Origin of the sequence: Shinella sp. (assembly GCF_052438155.1) — a bacterium.
Taxonomy (GTDB): Bacteria; Pseudomonadota; Alphaproteobacteria; order Rhizobiales; family Rhizobiaceae; genus Shinella.
This window is the reverse complement of record NZ_JBQVPI010000023.1, coordinates 1-17,522: the sequence shown is the minus strand read 5'-3', so window position 1 is coordinate 17,522 and position 17,522 is coordinate 1. Positions and strand designations below refer to the sequence as shown.

Below are 17,522 nucleotides of genomic sequence, written 5' to 3'. Positions count from 1 at the left end.
GGCTGGGCAAGCGTCAGAGCTGATTGACCATGATGCGGGATTTGTACTGCACTTCCTCGGGCGGATAATAGGAGACCGAGACTTCAAACAGCTTGTCGTCCTCGCCAAAAAATCGGCGAATGATCAGCAGGGCCTGGCTGTTGCGCCCCTTGCGCAGCACATCGGCCGCCTCGCGGGTGAAGGGTGCAGACGAAACCTCGACGTCGATGAACTTGACGGCCTTCTTGAACTTTTTCATCAGAAGCTCATAGATCCCGCCGCGCTCGTGGCCGATCAGGTCGACAACGCCCAGAAACTCCCTGCGCAGATAAATGTAAGACCAAGAGACGGCACGGTTCGTACCCGAGGCGCAACGGTAGGTATTCAACTGGGCCCAATCCGCAAGGCTTCCATCCAGGTGGGTTTCGGCCGGTTGCTGCGCCAGCTGCGGAATTGTACGCTGCAACTTGAGATCGGTATGGACGAGATAATGGCCGAGACTGTCGGACGACTCGAAATTCAACCCGTATATCGGTGTGCTTGAGGCGCTGATGACCTTCGTGCCCGAGCGCTTCTTGCGGTGAACCAGCCCACGGTCCTGCAGATGGCGCACCGCTTCACGAATTGTGTAGCGGCTTGCATCGAATTCCGAACACAGGTCCAGCTCATTGGGGATGTTGTCGCCAACCTGATACAGCCCGTCCGAGATCCGACGCATCAAGATTTCTGAAATCTCGTTGATCTTCGAGCTCTTGGCCCTGCTCGCTGGCTCCATTTATTGGCCTCTCGTGATCGGCAAAGCAAAGAAAACCTACTGGAAACTCAGCACTCACTGCTGGAGACCGGCGCAGGGAATGCAAAAACAGTTCGGTTCCCGCGAAATGGTCGCAAACGCAGCCCAAGCCCGCTCACACCCCATCTGGATGCGAGAACTTCCTTTAAATTGCAAGTCCTTGCGGCAAAGTAAAGAACCGGAGAAGAGCGTTGGTGTACGGATGGCATTGGCGCAGGGATCAAAATTCAATGGTTTGGCATCAAGCCGTCGAGATGGAAACCCTGACAATTGAGCTGTGTTGCCACATAAGCATAGCTCCACCATCCGCCACCACATCGGCGAGATGAGTTTCAAAGTAGCGAACTGTCCAAAATACGAAGCAGGTCTTCGCCACCGTGGCAACCTGACCCTTCGGCTGACGCCGGAAGCGCCGGCGCATTGAGTCGAACGGCAAGCGGTCACGATGTTCAGGCTTGGTCCGACACCACCTGAGGAGGTGATCAATTGACGCGCGTCGCCCGCGATAGCGCACGTTCCGTCACGGGACAACCTTCCTGGATCTTGGTCCAGGACGAGACGTTGAGCTTCATTTCGCAGCGCGCGAGATAAGAGCCGCCATCGACCTTCAGGCAGGACGTCTGGCCGAGCTCGAACATGACACCGCGATTTCGGCATTTGCAATTATGGGCATTGGTCAAGGTGGGAACCAGGGCCGCGACCAGACCAAATACGAGCACTCCAGGACGCATGGCTGATGCTCCAAATGATGTGCTGCGAGATTACGCCTGTCCGGCCGCATCGTCAAAGCCGCCACCCTTCAGTCGAGGTAGATCGCGCGTTGCGTAGGAGCCTGCGCGGGTGCTGTCGCGTCGTTGGAAGACGGAGCGCATGAAATCCTCGGCGCCCCGCTGTTCAAGCCTTTGTGCGAGCGATGCCCGACATTCGGCATGATAAGGCGATTTGCTGCATCATAGGGGTGCAGCTTGTCGGTGATCAGAAGCTTGGGCGCCACGCCCGCCTCTTCAGCAGTCTGATCAGCGAGCGCCTGGCAGCCTCGGTGTTGCGGCGAATCTGGATGATCTCGTCGAGCGCGTAACCTTCTTGACCGACGGTCCGTACAGCCAGTGTTTCTTGCCGGAGATGGCGACCTCATCCTGGTGCCAGATATCATTCCGCGAATGTGAAGGAGACGCCACCCTGCCAAGGCGTCCGTCACCGCTTGAGAGTCGGTCCCCTTTATACAACTCAAAGATGCTTGGTCTGCCCCCTGAAAAGTGACCCTTTTTGAAGTATGGCTTATGATCCGAAGAAGGCCATTGAAATGGCAGCGAAAAGACACGAGGCGGAAGAGATCGTCACGAAGTTGCGACAGGTTGACGTGCTGAATGCACAGGGCAAATCGATGGCGGAGGCGATCCGTTCGATAGGCGTGACGGAAGTTGCATATTACCGCTGGCGCGCAGAATACGGTGGTCTGAAGGGCGATCAGGTGAAACGTCTGAAGGAATTGGAGATCGGGAATGCCCGGCTTCGGCGGGCTGTTTCCGACCTGCCCCTGGACAAGATGATCCTGGCGGAGGCCGCCAGGGGAAACTTCTAAGCCCCGCCCGCCGCCGTGCGTGTATAGATCATGTCACCGAGGGGTAGCGTCGTCTTAACTTGCGTCGGGCACAGGATGGCCACGATAGGCCTGGGTTATGCTGCGGACGACAGGGAGATTTCCCGCCACGTGTTCATGGCGGCGTTTTGCAGTTTTCGATATTCGGCAGTGGTCGTCTTCTTGCGTTGAAGATGGAAGAGGTTTGCGATCGGGCCATGGTTGGAGATGAAGCGCTGGCATTGCCCTGCCGACTTGAACCGGATCATGCCTCGTTCTCGTCGTCGAACAGCCAGATGCGAATTCTCCGCCCGGTTATTCAGGCCCTTATGCGAGCGATGTTCGGCACTGGGCATGATTTCTCTCCTGGCTGCATTGTAGGATCTGAGCTTGTCGGTGATTATGACACGTGGTGCGCCGCACTGGCCCTTCAGTAGCTTTCGCATCAGTCGAAGGGCCGCCGTCTTGTCCCGGCGGCTCTGGAGCAATGCACCGAGAACATAACCATCAGCATCGACGGCCCGCCACAACCAGTATTTTCTGCCTTTGATAGCAACGACCATTTCGTCGAGATGCCACTTGTCGGCAAACTTCCCCTGGATCGATGCTGGATGGAACGGGCATACTCTCGGCCGAACTTGGCAACCCATTCCGCTACGGTCTGGAACGAGACTTCTATGCCGCGCTCAGCCAGCAGAACTTCTATGTGACGCAGGCTCAGCAGAAAGCGGAAATAGAGCCACACCACATGCGCCATGATCTCGGCGAGAAAACGACGACGCTTATATCGCGGCGTCGTGACATCGGTCGACGGGTTCGGGGGCATGCCGGTAAATACCGCCGCAAATGTTAAGGCCACGCTACCACGCAGTGTTCTGGTCCGAATGCTCGGCGAACGCCGGTACTACAACTCATCATCGCAAAATGAATTATGATTTTGCGACTCTTCGCCCGACGACTTCGAAGATCTAAGTCGCGACCTTGTGGGTACAGAGCTTGGTATGCGTTTTGAGGCATTCACCGCCGGTGCTGTTGAATGTCAGCCGGATTTTCCCCAGTTTTTCATTTGGCACTGCCCCGACTGAATCGGCTTTCGGCCTGAAGGTGGGTCACGGCGGATCAATAAATTGGGTTCATTTGAGGGGATATTCAACAATGCTAAATGGACATATTACTGAAAGACAAGCGGTTTCGCTCCAACTCCATACGAGTGCGGCGGATATGGCTGTAAAGCGCTCTTTCCGCGTCCTCTACATCTCGTCGCTTAATCGCTTCCATTAGAAGTTCGTGCTCGCACTGGATGATCCAAAAGCGTTCTCTGCCGAGCAGCATCGTATAGGCGCGGCGATAATGCTGTGTGGTGTTCCAGATGCGCTCGATCATGGGGATGAGCGTCGGCATGGCTGTTGCGCGATAGCTTGCGAGGTGGAACTGGCGATCAAGCCGCAGGAACTCCTCGACATCCGTTGTGCTGTCGATGGTCCGGCAGATGTCTTCGAGCCCGCTAATATCCTCGTCGGTGAGATGCGGCAGGCTTTCACCGAGCGCAAGCGGCTCGATCCGCTCACGAATCTTCCACATTTCCACGCATTCATCGATGTCGACCCGCGCGATCCAGACACCGCTGTTGGGGACAATGACGACGAGGCCTTCGCTTTCGAGCTGCTTTAGGGCCTCGCGTACCGGCACACGGCTCGTGCCGAATTGCGCGGCGAGCTCCTCCTGCCGAATGCGCAGGCCGGGTGCAAACTCGCCGCTGAGAATCTTCTGGCGGATTTCCCCCGTGACCCGAAGACCCAATGTGGCATCATTCATGAAAGTGGACTCCCACATGCTGTAACGGCGCGGCAGATATAGCAGACAACATCCGTAGTCCGTCCACTACTTTAGCGGCAGGCCGACAGTCCCGTCTCGTCAGGGCGCGGGAATGACCGGGCTCCACAGATGGCGCGACAGACCTGCTTCGTAGGCCTTGCCCTTTGGGAACGACACGAGTTCGAGTTGCATGCCCCAGGGTGTCAGAAAATAGACCCATGTCTGGCCGGCACTCGGACCGTCGATCCGCACGACAGGATTGCCGAGGATGCGCACGTTTTGTGCGCGCAGATAGGTCAAGGCTAGCTCGATATCATCGACATAGAAGGCGAGATGATGGCCTCCAATGTCGCTGTTGCGCGGCTGGCGCGTGTTCTGGTCGGGCGACGAATATTCGAAAATTTCGAAATTGGAGCCGTTCCCGCAGCGCAGGAATTGCAGCCTTTTCATCACGGCGCGCGGGTGCACGTTAAGCATCGTTTCCATCCAATCCCCATCCGAGGAGAAGGGGCCAAGCTCATAGAAGGGCTCGCATCCGATGACGTTCACGAAGAATTCCACTGCCTGGTCCAGGTCCGGGACCGTGAAGCCGATATGCTCCGTGCCCCGCAGGCCTGGCAGTCCACCGGCCTGCGCGGGGCGCGTGTTTCGATCGCCCTGATCGCTTTCTGACATTCGGTCGCCTTCCCGGCCATAAGAGCCAATGTATCCATTCGATGATAATTGGACGGCTAAATTTGGTTTGTCGAGCCGTATAATGGCGTTTTAGTGCAAAATTCGCATAGGCCAGGATTTTTATGGATACAATCAATTGACAGTGGGGCCGGAAAGTGAAAGCCTCGCCATAACAAGACAATCAGAAAACGTGGGAACTGCTCCGGTTCAGCCGGACGTATCCAATTCGCCGACACCGAGCGCGTAGCGCCCGAACATTGCCTGTCGCCTGCGAGCTTCTTGCAGGTCATGGCCGTGCTTTGCCTTTTTGAGGACGACATGCCGCAAACGAAGACACTATCGAGTTCCACCCGCTGGCTGGAGTTGGGCACGACGAAGAAGGATTGGGATGCGGCAGAAGCCGGTGAACTGGAAACGGTTCTTTCGTCCCTTCACCTGATCCGGGCCTTCGAAGAGGCCGTGCTCGAACTGGCGAACGAAGGGCTGGTTCACGGCCCGGCGCACTCGTCTATCGGTCAGGAAGGCGGCGCGGTGGGATCCATCCTGCCGCTCAGGCCGGACGACCAGATCAACGGCTCTCATCGCGGGCACCATCAGTTTCTTGCAAAAGCCCTAAAGTATATCGCGCCCGAAGGCTTGCCGCTCGGGATGGCGTTTGACGGTTCGGTCCGCTCGCTTCTTCGCCGCTCGCTTGCCGAAATCATGGGCCTTGCAGAGGGGTTCTGCGGCGGGCGCGGTGGGTCCATGCATCTGCGGTGGCATGCGGCAGGCGCCCTCGGCACGAATGCTATCGTTGGAGGCGGCGCGCCGTTGGCCGCGGGTGCCGCCTTTGCGCACAAGCAGTCCGGAACGGACGCGGTCGCCGTGAGCTATTTCGGCGATGGGGCGGTCAATATCGGTTCGGTTCTGGAGACGATGAACCTCGCCGCGGCTTGGCGCCTGCCTCTGTGTTTCTTCATCGAGAACAACCGTTACGCGGTTGCCACCAGTTTGGAAGAATCGACGGCGGAAACCCGTTTGGCGGCGCGCGGACAGGCCTTCGCCATCCCGTCCTGGCATGTGGACGGGATGGACGTCCTCGCGGTCAACCTTGCCATGAAGCAGGCACTGGCGCACATGCGCGCCGGAAAAGGCCCGACGATCATTGAAGCGGATGTCTATCGCTACTTCCATCAGAACGGTTCCTTTCCCGGCAGCGCCTTCGGCTATCGCAAGAAAGAGGAAGAGGAAGCCTGGCGGGCGAGGGACCCGCTCGACCGAGTGGCGCGCGAGATGATCGCGCGTGGCCTGACCGACCAGGCGACGGTCGATGCACTGAGGGCGCGGTGCAAGCTCGCCATGCAGGACGTGGCAGAAGACCTCACGGATCGGGTCGACAATCGCCGGACTATCAAGGCTGCCCTGTGGCCGAAGCCCGATTTCTGCGATGTCGGCATCCGCAGCGACGGGTCTGAATTGTTGGGCCTGCGATATGTCGAGCAGTCTGGCTTTGCCGGTGGGATCGAACAGCGCAAGTTCGTCGACGTCATTGCCGACGTGCTGGACCGGCGCATGGAGACTGACGACAGCATCGTCATTCTGGGCGAAGATATCCACCGCCTGAAGGGTGGCACCAATGGCGCCACACGCGGCCTCAAGGCGAAGTATCCCGACCGCATTCTCGGCACACCGATCAGCGAGAACGCCTTCATGGGTCTCGGTGGCGGGCTTGCGATGGATGGGCGATACCGCCCGATCGTAGAGTTCATGTATCCCGACTTCATGTGGGTCGCGGCCGACCAGGTGTTCAACCAGGTCGGCAAGGCTCGCCACATGTTCGGCGGCGACATGGCCATTCCTTTGGTGCTGCGCACGAAAATCGCGATCGGCACCGGCTATGGATCGCAGCATTCAATGGATCCGGCGGGCATCTTCGCAACGTCGCCGGGCTGGAGAATTATCGCACCCTCGACGCCCTTCGATTATGTCGGTCTGATGAACACGGCGCTCGCCTCGAACGACCCGGTTCTGGTCATCGAGCATGTCGATCTCTACCAGACGATGGGGCCGGCCCTGGTAGGGGACCTCGATTACTTCATTCCTTTTGGCAAGGCGTCGGTGCGTCGCCGGGGATCGGCGGTAACGGTGCTGACCTATTCCGCCATGGTGCAGGCAACGCTCGACGCGGTGGAACAGGTGGGCGCGGATGCCGAGGTCATCGACCTGAGATGTCTCGACCGCGCCAGCATCGACTGGGAAACAATTTCGGAAAGCGTGAAGAAAACCAACATGGTCGTGATCGTGGAGCAGGGGCCGCGCGGTTCCTCCTACGGCGCATGGCTCTCCGACGAGATACAGCAGCGCCTGTTCGACTGGCTGGACCATCCAATCGAGCGGGTCACCGGGCGCGAGGCCTCGCCTTCGATTTCAAAGGTCCTCGAACGTGCAGCCTATGCCGGACGCGAGGAAATCGCGATGGCACTGGCGGCCCTGCCGGAGCGGCGCAATGGCTGAATTTCTGGTCATGCCGTCCGTGGTCGCCAATGCGCGTGACGGCACCATCGCCCGCTGGCTGAAGGCCGAGGGAGACGCTGTGGCCGCCGGCGAGGCTTTTGCCGAGATCGAAACAGACAAGGCCGTCATCGAAATTCCCAGTTCGAGGGCGGGTCGCATCGCGCGCATCTTGTATGGTGATGGCTCTACGGTGGCGGTCGAGACGCCCATCGGCGTTCTGACGGATGAAGGTGAGGACGATGCCGCCGTCTCGCAGCTCCTGTCGGCTGCCGCGAGCACCGCGCCAGAACGGCAAGCACCTGCGGACGAACAGGCAACGCCGGCGCTTGCCATCAAGGCGCCTGGACCGGGCGTGGGGACGCGGATACTCGCAAGTCCTCTCGCCCGCCGGCTCGCCCGCGAGGCCGCCATTTCCCTCGGTGACATCAACGGAACAGGCCCGCGCGGGCGCATCCTGCGCGGCGATGTCGAAGCCTTCACCGCCGCCGCATCGCTTGCCTTGTCTGCCGCCGAGCACCTGGTGCAGACGGCGGAAACGCCTCGCGCCTACGCGCCTGTCGCTACGGTAGCGGTCGATATTCCGCATGTCGCCGTGCCGCACTCCGCCATGCGCCGGACGATTGCCCAGCGCCTCACCGAGTCCAAGCGGACGATCCCGCACTTCTACCTGAATGCCGATATCGCCGTCGATGTGCTGCTTGAAATGCGTTCTCGGATCAATGCGGACAGACCTTCTGATGACCGGTTGTCAGTCACCGATTTCCTAGTCAAGGCGGCTGCGGTCGCGTTCGATCAGGTTCCCGCCTGCAATGTGATGTGGACCGAGGACGCCCTCCTCAGCCTGCAACGGACGGATATCTGCGTTGCGGTGGCGACGGATGGCGGGCTCATCACGCCGGTGGTGAAAAACGCGGGAAACAAGTCGCTCTCCGCCATTTCGAGCGAGATTTCGGACCTCGCCCTGCGTGCCCGGGCCGGCACGTTGCGGCCGGAGGAATATCGCGGAGGCTCATTCACCATCAGCAACCTCGGCATGTACGGGGTGAGCGACTTCACCGCCATCGTCAACCCGCCGCAGGCTGCAATCCTTGCGATCGGGTCGATCGAGGAACGGATCGTCTCCCGGGACCGCGTGGCCGTCGATGCACGGATGATGCGCGTGACGCTTTCGCTCGACCACCGCGCGATCGACGGTGCCGTCGGGGCGCAATGGCTGTCGAGCTTCAAGGGGCTTGTCCAGAACCCGATGCGAATTCTCGTCTGAGGCGGAATGCCTCGTCGCAAAAAAAAGCAGTTCGAAAAGTCAACAAAAGAGAGGAACAGGATCATGCATAAATATAAAACGATGCTTCTTGCAGCCGGCGTCGTGGCTGCGGCCAGTTTTTCCAGCGCCCAGGCGCGCGACCTGACGGTCGTGGGCTTTGGCGGTGCGGTTCAGGACGCGTTTCGCGATGCCTATTTCACGCCCTACGCCAAGGAAAAGGGCATCACGGTGCTCGAGGACACGACGAACGGTGGCCTTGCTAAACAGAAGGCGATGGTCGACGCTGGAAACGTCACCTGGGACGTCATGCAGATGGAAGACGACGAAGTCACCATGGCATGCGAACAGGGCCTTCTCGAGAACATCGACTGGTCGAAACAAGCCCATGCGGATGAAATCGACCCCAGCCAGTTCAAGGAATGCGCTGTCGGCGCGCTCAGCTGGGCGAACATCCTAACCTACGACACGGCGAAGCTGACGGATGGCCCGAAAAACTGGGTGGATTTCTGGAACGTCGAGAAGTGGCCGGGCAAGCGCGGGCTGCGCAAGACCGCCAAGCTGACCATGGAAGTGGCCCTGATGGCCGATGGCGTGCCGCCCTCGGAGGTCTACAGCGTCATCGCCACGAAGGAAGGACAGGACAGGGCATTCGCCAAGCTCGACGAACTGAAGCCGCATATCCAGTGGTGGGAAAGCGGTGCCCAGCCGCAGGAATGGCTGTCGTCCGGCGATGTCGTCATGACATCTGCCTACAACGGTCGCGTGGACACTGCGCAGAAGGAAGGCAAGAACTTCGCCATCATCTGGGACGGGCAGATCAATTCCACCGAGTTCTGGGCCATCATGAAAGGCACGCCGAACCTCGACCAGTCCATCGCATTCGTGGAGTTCCTGATGTCGAAGGACCCGCAGGTTACCTTCGCCAACAAAATCGCCTACGGCGTCAGCAACGTCAAAGCCATGGAAGCCCTGCCGACCGAGCGTCTGGCCAAGCTGCCATCGGCCCCTGACAACCTGAAGAACGCCGTCCGGTTCGAATCGGAGTTCTGGATTGACCACGGCGAAGAACTGGCGGAACGCTTCGCCAGCTGGGTTGCCCAATAATCTCGCTGAAACCGTTGAAAACCATGCCGGGCAATCTCCGCCCGGCATGGCTGGCTAACGCAGGATCCCGATGACACCGACCGATCGAGACAGCACCGCAACGAAGGCGACCCGCCACGCATGGGACCGTGCCGGCAAGCGTCGGCGCGTCACATCCCTCCTGCTTGTGGCACCGCTGCTCATCTACATCATCGTGACCTTCATGCTGCCGATCGGCATGATGCTCTACAAGGCTGTGGAGAATGTCGAGCTGTTGCGGTCCATGCCGCAAACGGTTTCGGCGCTGTCACGGTGGACACCACAGGAGCCGGGCGAACTGCCGCCCGATATCGTTTTCACGACATTCCTGCAGGAAATCTCGGCTGCTCCGCGCAACCTTGTCGGCGAAGCCGCACGGCGCTTGAACTACGAAGTGAGCGGCTATCGCACGCTTCTGACCAGCACGATCCGCAAACTGCGCGTCCTGCCCGACGACCTGGCCGAGGAAGGCGTTGCGCGCGGGTTCCTAGCTGGCATCGACAAACGTTGGGAGGAGCCGGCATACTGGCATGCGATGAAGCGGGCCTCTCCGGCCTACACGCCCTACTACATGCTGGCCGCAGTCGATCTGACCGTTGACGATGCCGGGCAAGTCGTGCAGGCGCCCGAAGAGCAGCGCACCTATGTCGACATCCTCCTGCGCACGCTCAAGACGGCTGCGGTCGTCACGATTGTTTGCGCACTGCTGGGCTATCCGCTTGCCAATCTCATGGTGATCGCGCCGCGTCCGTTCTCCATCGCCCTCATCATTGCGGTCATGCTGCCGTTCTGGACGTCGCTGCTAGCGCGCACCTCCGCCTGGATCGTGCTCCTCCAGCGCGAGGGGCTGGTGAACTCTCTCCTCGGCTCGCTAGGCCTCATCCAGCAGCCGCTCGAACTGATCTTCAACACCAGCGGGCTTTACATCGTGATGATCCACATGATGCTACCGTTCATGGTGCTTCCGCTCTATTCCACGATGAAGGGCATCCCGCCGCAATTCATGCGGGCGTCGGCATCTCTCGGTGCGCATCCGGTCCGGGGCTTCCTGAACGTCTATCTGCCGATGACGCTGCCGGGCGTGGGGGCGGGCGTGCTGCTGACCTTCATCGTCACCGCCGGCTACTATATAACGCCATCGCTGGTCGCCAGCGCCCGTGACCAGATGATTGGTTACTTCATCGCCTTCTTCGCCAACACCACCATCAACTGGGGCATGGCGTCAGCACTCGGCATCATCCTGCTTGTTTGCACCGTCGCCGTCTATTTTCTTGCGGCACGAACGGTGGGCGTGCGCCAGCTCGCTGGACTGAAGTGAGGCCGCCCATGCAATACCATCGTCAAGCCATGCTCGTGCGCGCGCTCTACTACGCCTTCGGCGTGGTGATGATGCTGTTCCTTGTCGTGCCCCTCATCGCCATCGTGCCGCTGTCCTTCAGTTCCGGCAGCTTCCTTTCCTATCCGTTGCCGGGCGTGTCGATGCAGTGGTACGAGCGGGTGTTTTCGGACGGCCCCTGGCTCGCTTCTCTCAAGAACAGCCTGATCATCGGCGCCGTATCGACGGTGGCGGCGACGATCCTCGGCACGCTTGCGGCCTATGCATTTGCCCGTCGCGATCTGCCGATGCCAACCGCCATCCTCGGTTTTCTCATCGCGCCAATGATCGTGCCGCCCGTCATCAGCGGCCTCGGCATGTACTTCCTGATGGCGAAACTCGGGCTGACGGCTAGCATGCCGGGTGTCATCATCGCCCATACGGTTCTGTCCGCGCCCTTCGTGCTGATCACCGTCACCGCGACTTTGCAGGGCTTCGACATGGGCTTGCTGCGGGCGGCGGCCAGTCTCGGCGCATCTCCCTTCAAGGCGTTCATGACCGTGCTGGTGCCGGTCATTTCGCCGGGGATCATTTCCGGAGCGCTCTTCGCCTTCATGACCTCGTTCGACGAGGTGGTGGTGACACTGTTCCTTGCCGGGCCCAGCCAGCGGACCCTGCCCCTCAAGATGTTCGAGGGGCTGCGCGACAATATCGAACCCTCCATTCTCGCGATGGCGACATTCTTGATGCTCGTCGCCATCCTCAGCCTCGTCGCCGCGCTGTTCCTGGTGAACCGCAACGCAAGAAACCTCGGAAAGGCCTGACATGACCCAGCAGAACGAGATTCACATTCCCAATCCGCAGGCCGGCGTCGCATTCATCGACGGAAGGTATATGCCGGTTGCGGAAGCAACCGTGCCGATCCTGGATCGAGGCTTCGTGCGTTCCGACGCCACCTATGACGTCGCGCATGTCTGGAAAGGGCGGTTCTTCCGTCTCGACGATCATATCGAGCGGTTTTTCGCATCGATGCGCGGCCTGCGCATGTCTCTGCCCTATACGTACGAGCAGATCGCTGAAATCCTCATCGAGTGCGTCAGGCTGAGCGGACTGCGCGACTCCTATGTGCAGATGACATGCACGCGCGGTCTGCCGCCGGTCGGCAGCCGCGATCCCCGCCTGTGCACGCAGCGGTTCTACGCATTCGCCACGCCCTTCGTCTGGATCGCCAATGACGAGCAGCGCCGGGATGGGATCCCCATGGTCGTCAGCTCCGTTCACCGCATCGCGCCGCAGGCCGTCGATCCGCGCATCAAGAATTTTCATTGGCTGGACCTCACCATGGGCATCTTCGAGGCCTATGACCGGGATGCAATCGTGGCCGTGCTGCGCGATGGCGACGGCAACATCACGGAGGGCGCCGGCTTCAACGTCTTCGTGGTGAAGGACAACGTTCTCTACACCCCGGATAGCGGCGTCTTCGAAGGCATGACCCGACGTACGGTCATCGAACTGTGCGAACAGTTGCAGCTGCGCTGCGACGTCCGGCCCGTCGCGATCACTGAGCTTCTCGGCGCGGACGAAATCTTCATGACCAGCACGGCCGGCGGCATCATGCCGGTGACCACGATCGACGGCACGGCTGTCGCCAGTGGCAAGCCCGGTCCGGTGACGCGCCGCCTCCACGACCTCTATTGGCAGCGCCAGGAGGACGGCTGGCTCGGCACAGAGGTTTCCTACAGGGATTAGCGCGAAGCGGAGATCACTTCTGGTACGTGCGGAAAACAGGGGATGCGCCAGGGCGCGCATGGAAGGTCTTATATGGAATCCGGCAACATCGTCGAATTCGTCGGCGTAGAGAAGACGTATGACGGGCGAACCGTCGTTATCGAGAACCTCAACCTGTCCGTCAGGCAGGGTGAATTCCTCACCCTTCTCGGCGGCTCCGGTTCCGGCAAGACGACGACCCTGATGATGCTTGCGGGCTTCGAGACCCCGACGAGGGGCCACATTCTCGTCAAGGGCAAGCCGATCGAGCACTTGCCGCCGCATCGCCGGGGAATAGGCGTCGTGTTCCAGAACTATGCCCTGTTTCCCCATATGACCGTGGCGCAAAACCTCGCCTATCCACTGAGGATGCGAGGGAAAAGCCAGCAGGAGATACAGTCCAAGGTCGGCAAGGCGATCGAGATGGTTCGTCTGGAGGGCATGCAGAACCGCCGGCCGAGCGAATTGTCCGGCGGCCAGCAGCAGCGTGTAGCCCTTGCCCGCGCGCTGGTGTTCGAGCCCGACCTCGTGCTGATGGACGAACCACTCGGCGCGCTCGACAAGACGCTGCGCGAGCACATGCAGTACGAGATCAAGCAGATCCACCGCGAGCTTGGCGTCACGATGGTCTATGTCACGCATGACCAGTCCGAGGCGCTGGCCATGTCCGATCGCATCGCGATCTTCGAGCGCGGGGCCGTCACCCAGATCGCAAGCCCGCAGCAACTTTACGAGCAGCCCGCGAGCGTCTTCGTGGCGGGCTTTATCGGCGAGAACAATATTCTCTCCGGCCGGTCGCAAGGCTTGGACGACAGCGGTCGTGGACGCATCCTGCTGGATTGCGGCCAGACGGTGCGCATGCGCGTCTCCGCCGGATTTGCCGGAACGGGCGAGCCCCTGAAGATCGCGGTGCGGCCGGAAAACCTCGTGGTCGGTGCAGCGGCAAGTGATCGGCTCAACCAGTGCAAGGGCAGGATCGCCGACACGACCTATCTTGGCGACCATTTACGGGCGCTCGTGGATATTGGCGGGGGGCAAACGATGGTGGTTCGCAAACCGCTTCTGGATTTTGCCAGCCGACCGGCCATTGGCGAGGACATCCTCATCGGCTGGAACGAGGGTGACGGACGTGTCTTCGCCTAACGGGTGCGCGTTGCGTTGCTTGCCTATGGATAGTGACGGACCGGGAGAGGACGCCGGTTTCGAGAGGGAGAAGGACGATGACGATGAGAACGAATTCCAGGGATCGAGCGTTGAGGGAGCGGGCGCGTGTGGTCATTCCGGGCGGCATGTACGGCCATGAGTCGGTAGCACTCCTGCCGGAAGAATTCCCGCAATTCTTCTCGCGCGGCGAGGGCGCGCGCATCTGGGATGCCGATGGCAACGAGTATGTCGACTATATGTGCGCCTTCGGGCCGAACCTTCTCGGCTATCGTCATCCAGCCGTCGAACAGGCCGCAAGCGCCCAGGCGCTGAAGGGCGACACCTTGACCGGCCCATCGGAAGCGATGGTGACGCTCGCGGAAGATTTCGTCGGCATGATCACACATGCGGCGTGGGCGATGTTCTGCAAGAACGGCAGCGACGCGACATCGATGGCCATGGTGGCAGCGCGCGCCTATTCGGGCCGCCGCAAGATCCTTGTTGCCCGCGGCGCCTATCACGGCGCCTCGCCCTGGAACACGCCGAACCCGAAGGGCACGCTGCCGGAAGACCGGGCGCACGTCATCTATTTCCGCTACAACGACCTCGACAGCCTGCGGGACGCTTTCCGGCAGGCGGATGGCGATGTCGCCGGCGTTTTCGCAACACCCTTCCGGCACGAGGTCTTCGAGGACCAGTTCCTGCCGTCAGTGGACTTTGCGCGGGAAACCCGGCGGCTCTGCGACGATGCGGATGCGCTCTTGATTGTTGACGAGGTCCGCGCCGGTTTCCGGCTTTCGCGAGATGCGAGCTGGAGCCTGCTCGGGGTGGAACCCGACCTGACCACCTGGGGTAAGGTGCTCGGCAACGGCTATCCCATCTCCGCCCTTCTCGGAAGCGAGAAGGTGCGCGCAGCCGCCTCCAGCATCTATGTCACCGGTTCGTTCTGGTTTTCCGCCGTGCCGATGGCCGCCGCGGTCGCCACCCTTCAGGTCGTGCGCTCGTCCGACTATCTGGAACAGATGAGCACGCGTGCGGAAGCAATGAGAACAGGCATAGCCGAGCAGGCGCTCGCACACGGCATTGCCATCCGCCAGACCGGGCCTGCGCAGATGCCCCAGATCTTCTTCGACGACGATCCGGACATGCGCATCGGCTATTTCTGGGCTGCCGCCGCCGTGCGGCGAGGGGTCTACCTGCACCCCTACCACAACATGTTCGCGACATCGGCGCTGACGGATGCCGACATCGCAAAAACGCTTGCTGCGACGGACGAAGCCTTCACGGAGCTGAAGCGCGCCTGGGCCACGCTGCCGCCGCAGTCCAACCCCGCCGTTCTCGCGCGCATCAAGGCGAAGGCGGAAAGCCGTGCACTGTGATCGGCTATTGCCCCGGCATCGGCAATGCCGGGGCAGGGATGCCCCAATTCGAACAGGAGAACACTGATGGTCTCATCAGCCAGTATGTCCGAACCGCGTCAGTCGAACAGTTTCGCGCCGTCCGACGAAACGGTTGCGATGCTGCGGGAGCGGGCGCGCTTCCTTCGCCTTGAAACGATCCGCCTTATCGAGATCGCGAAGACGGGGCACTACACATCCGTGTTCTCCGCGGCGGAGATTTTTGCAGCGCTCTATTACGATGTCATGCGGATACGCCGCGGCGAGCCCGGCTGGTCGTCGCGCGACCGCTTTACCATCGGCAAGGGGCACGCGGCCGTCGGCCTGTTCCCGATCTATGCCGACCTTGACTTCTTCCCAAAGGAGTGGCTGGAGAGCTATACGCGCCTCGGCAGCCCGCTCGGCGACCATCCCGACATGCGCAAGGTTCCGGGCGTCGATTTCTCATCGGGCTCGATCGGCCATGCGTTGTCGAACGGTCTCGGCATGGTGCTCGCACAGCGCTGGACTGGCGAGGACTACAAGGTCTTCTGCATGATGGGCGATGGTGAAATGCAGGAAGGCCAGGTCTGGGAAGCGGCACTCTGCGCAGCTCAGCACAAGGCGAAGAACCTGATCGCGATCATCGACCGCAACGGCTACCAGCTCGATGGCAAGGTGGACGATGTCATGAATGTCGAACCGCTTGACGAGAAGTGGCGCGCGTTCGGTTGGGAGGTCCACTTGGTGGATGGCCACGACGTCGCGGCGACGACCGAGCTGCTGCGCCGGGTGCGCGCCGACGACGAGCGTCAGGTCCCCTGCTGCATCATCGCCAGGACCGTCAAGGGCAAGGGCATTGACTACATGGAAACGGAACCGGGCTGGCACCTCGGCTATCTCGACCCGTCCGACGCCGACGCCGCCATCGCCGAAATCCTGTCGCAGGAGGCCTGACCATGAGCCGCACCCTTTCGCCCAATTCCTGGCAGTATCGCGGCCTCAACGCGCTAAATCCCGGCCTGGATCACCTGTCGAACGGCCTTATCGATCTCGTGAAGGCGGGCCACAACGTGGTCGCCGGCTCCGCTGACCTGCAATATTCGAACGGCCTCAACCGTTTTGCAGCCGTCTATCCGGATCGCTACATTCCCTTCGGCATTTCCGAGCAGAACATGGTGAGCACGGCGGCCGGCATCGCCACCTGCGGGGTCACGCCCTTTGTCGCGACGTTCGCATCCTTTATGGCGCTGCTCGCCTGCGAGCAGATCCGCATGGACGTCGCCTATTCCGCGCAGCCGGTTCGCCTGATCGGCCACCATACGGGCATCTCGCTTGGTTTCTACGGCACCTCGCATCACGCGACCGAGGACATCGCCACGACCCGTTCGATTGCGGATCTCTCGGTGGTCTCGCCAGCCGACGGTGCGCAGCTAGAAGCGGCAATCCGCGCTTCGGCGGACCACGATCGCCCGATCTACTTCCGCATCGGCCGCGGTCGCGATCCGGTCGTCTACGGCAAGGACGCGACCTTCACGTTCGGCAAGGCGCACGAGCATATCAAGGGAGAGGAACTGACGATCATCGCCTGCGGCATGGCCGTTCATGGGGCGCTCGAGGCGGCGCGCGTCATGAATGCGCAAGGCCGTTCTGTGGGGGTCATCGACATGGCGTCGATCAAGCCCCTCGACCGGGACGCGATCCTGTCGGCTGCCGCGCGCGCAAGCAAGATGATGACGGTCGAAGAGCACAACGTGCTCGGCGGACTTGGCGCAGCGGTGTCCGAAGTGCTGACGGATGAAGGTGCCGGCGTAAAGCTGAAGCGGCACGGCATCTATGACGAATACAGTCTCATCGGTCCGCCGGCCCATCTTTACGCACATTACAAACTGGATGCGGCCGGCATCCGTAGCGTTGCGGAAGACTTCCTTGCGGTATAAGTCGTGGATTTAAGGCACGAGATTAGTGTATCGGCTTAACATATTGTTGATTATCACTGAGCTGTCCCTGGATAGCCGGAAATTATCACTTACAATCGGCTCTGGCTCATATTTGCTGTTTTCGTGAAGGGGGGTCTCGCTGATTCATCGGAGGATCAGCAATGGGCCATCGATTGTCGCATCGCACCAGAAACACTCAGCCCTAGCCACCCACATTCATCGAATCCGCGCACTGGCGCAGTGGAGAGTCGTGGCCGCCAC

Annotated in this window: 14 protein-coding genes and 3 pseudogenes; 11 read left to right on the top strand and 6 right to left on the bottom strand. The window is 60.7% G+C overall.

Annotated elements, in window-relative coordinates; genetic code table 11:
• Window positions 1-13: 13 nt before the first annotated feature.
• From ACT6VE_RS27350 to ACT6VE_RS27340, 3 genes and pseudogenes are all read right to left on the bottom strand, one after another.
• Window positions 14-754 (bottom strand): GntR family transcriptional regulator, encoded by a 741-nt coding sequence (locus tag ACT6VE_RS27350; RefSeq protein ID WP_444801462.1) that lies wholly within the window; start codon window positions 752-754, stop codon window positions 14-16.
• A 500-nt stretch (window positions 755-1,254) separates the two neighbouring features.
• Window positions 1,255-1,503, bottom strand: a complete 249-nt coding sequence (locus ACT6VE_RS27345) for a hypothetical protein (RefSeq protein WP_444801461.1) — start codon at window positions 1,501-1,503, stop codon at window positions 1,255-1,257.
• Between the two features lie 152 nt (window positions 1,504-1,655).
• Window positions 1,656-1,932 (bottom strand): annotated as a pseudogene (locus ACT6VE_RS27340) (DDE-type integrase/transposase/recombinase); the annotation flags it as partial.
• Window positions 1,933-2,075: 143 nt separating this feature from the next.
• Here ACT6VE_RS27340 and ACT6VE_RS27335 point away from each other — a divergent pair.
• Window positions 2,076-2,389 (top strand): annotated as a pseudogene (locus ACT6VE_RS27335) (transposase); the annotation flags it as partial.
• A 60-nt stretch (window positions 2,390-2,449) separates the two neighbouring features.
• Here the strand turns inward: ACT6VE_RS27335 and ACT6VE_RS27330 are convergent.
• From ACT6VE_RS27330 to ACT6VE_RS27320, 3 genes and pseudogenes are all read right to left on the bottom strand, one after another.
• Window positions 2,450-3,177 (bottom strand): annotated as a pseudogene (locus ACT6VE_RS27330) (IS6 family transposase).
• Window positions 3,178-3,509: 332 nt separating this feature from the next.
• Window positions 3,510-4,166 carry a GntR family transcriptional regulator gene (locus ACT6VE_RS27325; RefSeq protein ID WP_444801460.1) on the bottom strand — a complete coding sequence of 219 codons (657 nt, stop codon included), beginning with the start codon at window positions 4,164-4,166 and terminating at the stop codon, window positions 3,510-3,512.
• Between the two features lie 99 nt (window positions 4,167-4,265).
• Window positions 4,266-4,841 (bottom strand): VOC family protein, encoded by a 576-nt coding sequence (locus ACT6VE_RS27320; protein WP_444801459.1) that lies wholly within the window; start codon window positions 4,839-4,841, stop codon window positions 4,266-4,268.
• Between the two features lie 318 nt (window positions 4,842-5,159).
• Between ACT6VE_RS27320 and ACT6VE_RS27315 the strand changes: the two genes are divergently transcribed.
• From ACT6VE_RS27315 to ACT6VE_RS27270, 10 genes are all read left to right on the top strand, one after another.
• Window positions 5,160-7,334, top strand: coding sequence for an alpha-ketoacid dehydrogenase subunit alpha/beta (locus ACT6VE_RS27315; RefSeq protein WP_444801458.1), 2,175 nt, complete (start codon window positions 5,160-5,162; stop codon window positions 7,332-7,334).
• Window positions 7,327-8,598 carry a dihydrolipoamide acetyltransferase family protein gene (locus ACT6VE_RS27310; RefSeq protein ID WP_444801457.1) on the top strand — a complete coding sequence of 424 codons (1,272 nt, stop codon included), beginning with the start codon at window positions 7,327-7,329 and terminating at the stop codon, window positions 8,596-8,598. Before ACT6VE_RS27315 ends, ACT6VE_RS27310 begins: the two co-directional genes overlap by 8 nt.
• A gap of 63 nt (window positions 8,599-8,661) precedes the next feature.
• Window positions 8,662-9,702: an ABC transporter substrate-binding protein gene (locus tag ACT6VE_RS27305; protein ID WP_444801456.1), complete on the top strand. Its 1,041-nt coding sequence runs from the start codon at window positions 8,662-8,664 to the stop codon at window positions 9,700-9,702.
• Between the two features lie 70 nt (window positions 9,703-9,772).
• On the top strand, window positions 9,773-11,038 hold the full coding sequence (locus ACT6VE_RS27300) for an ABC transporter permease (RefSeq protein WP_444801455.1): 1,266 nt from the start codon (window positions 9,773-9,775) through the stop codon (window positions 11,036-11,038).
• An 8-nt stretch (window positions 11,039-11,046) separates the two neighbouring features.
• Window positions 11,047-11,859, top strand: coding sequence for an ABC transporter permease (locus tag ACT6VE_RS27295; RefSeq protein ID WP_444801454.1), 813 nt, complete (start codon window positions 11,047-11,049; stop codon window positions 11,857-11,859).
• A gap of 1 nt (window position 11,860) precedes the next feature.
• Window positions 11,861-12,784 carry an aminotransferase class IV gene (locus ACT6VE_RS27290; protein ID WP_444801453.1) on the top strand — a complete coding sequence of 308 codons (924 nt, stop codon included), beginning with the start codon at window positions 11,861-11,863 and terminating at the stop codon, window positions 12,782-12,784.
• Window positions 12,785-12,856: 72 nt separating this feature from the next.
• Window positions 12,857-13,945 (top strand): ABC transporter ATP-binding protein, encoded by a 1,089-nt coding sequence (locus ACT6VE_RS27285; RefSeq protein ID WP_444801452.1) that lies wholly within the window; start codon window positions 12,857-12,859, stop codon window positions 13,943-13,945.
• A gap of 77 nt (window positions 13,946-14,022) precedes the next feature.
• Window positions 14,023-15,324, top strand: a complete 1,302-nt coding sequence (locus tag ACT6VE_RS27280) for an aminotransferase class III-fold pyridoxal phosphate-dependent enzyme (RefSeq protein WP_444801451.1) — start codon at window positions 14,023-14,025, stop codon at window positions 15,322-15,324.
• A 66-nt stretch (window positions 15,325-15,390) separates the two neighbouring features.
• Window positions 15,391-16,278 (top strand): transketolase, encoded by an 888-nt coding sequence (locus ACT6VE_RS27275; protein WP_444801450.1) that lies wholly within the window; start codon window positions 15,391-15,393, stop codon window positions 16,276-16,278.
• Window positions 16,279-16,280: 2 nt separating this feature from the next.
• Window positions 16,281-17,261 (top strand): transketolase family protein, encoded by a 981-nt coding sequence (locus tag ACT6VE_RS27270; RefSeq protein WP_444801449.1) that lies wholly within the window; start codon window positions 16,281-16,283, stop codon window positions 17,259-17,261.
• Window positions 17,262-17,522 lie beyond the last annotated feature (261 nt).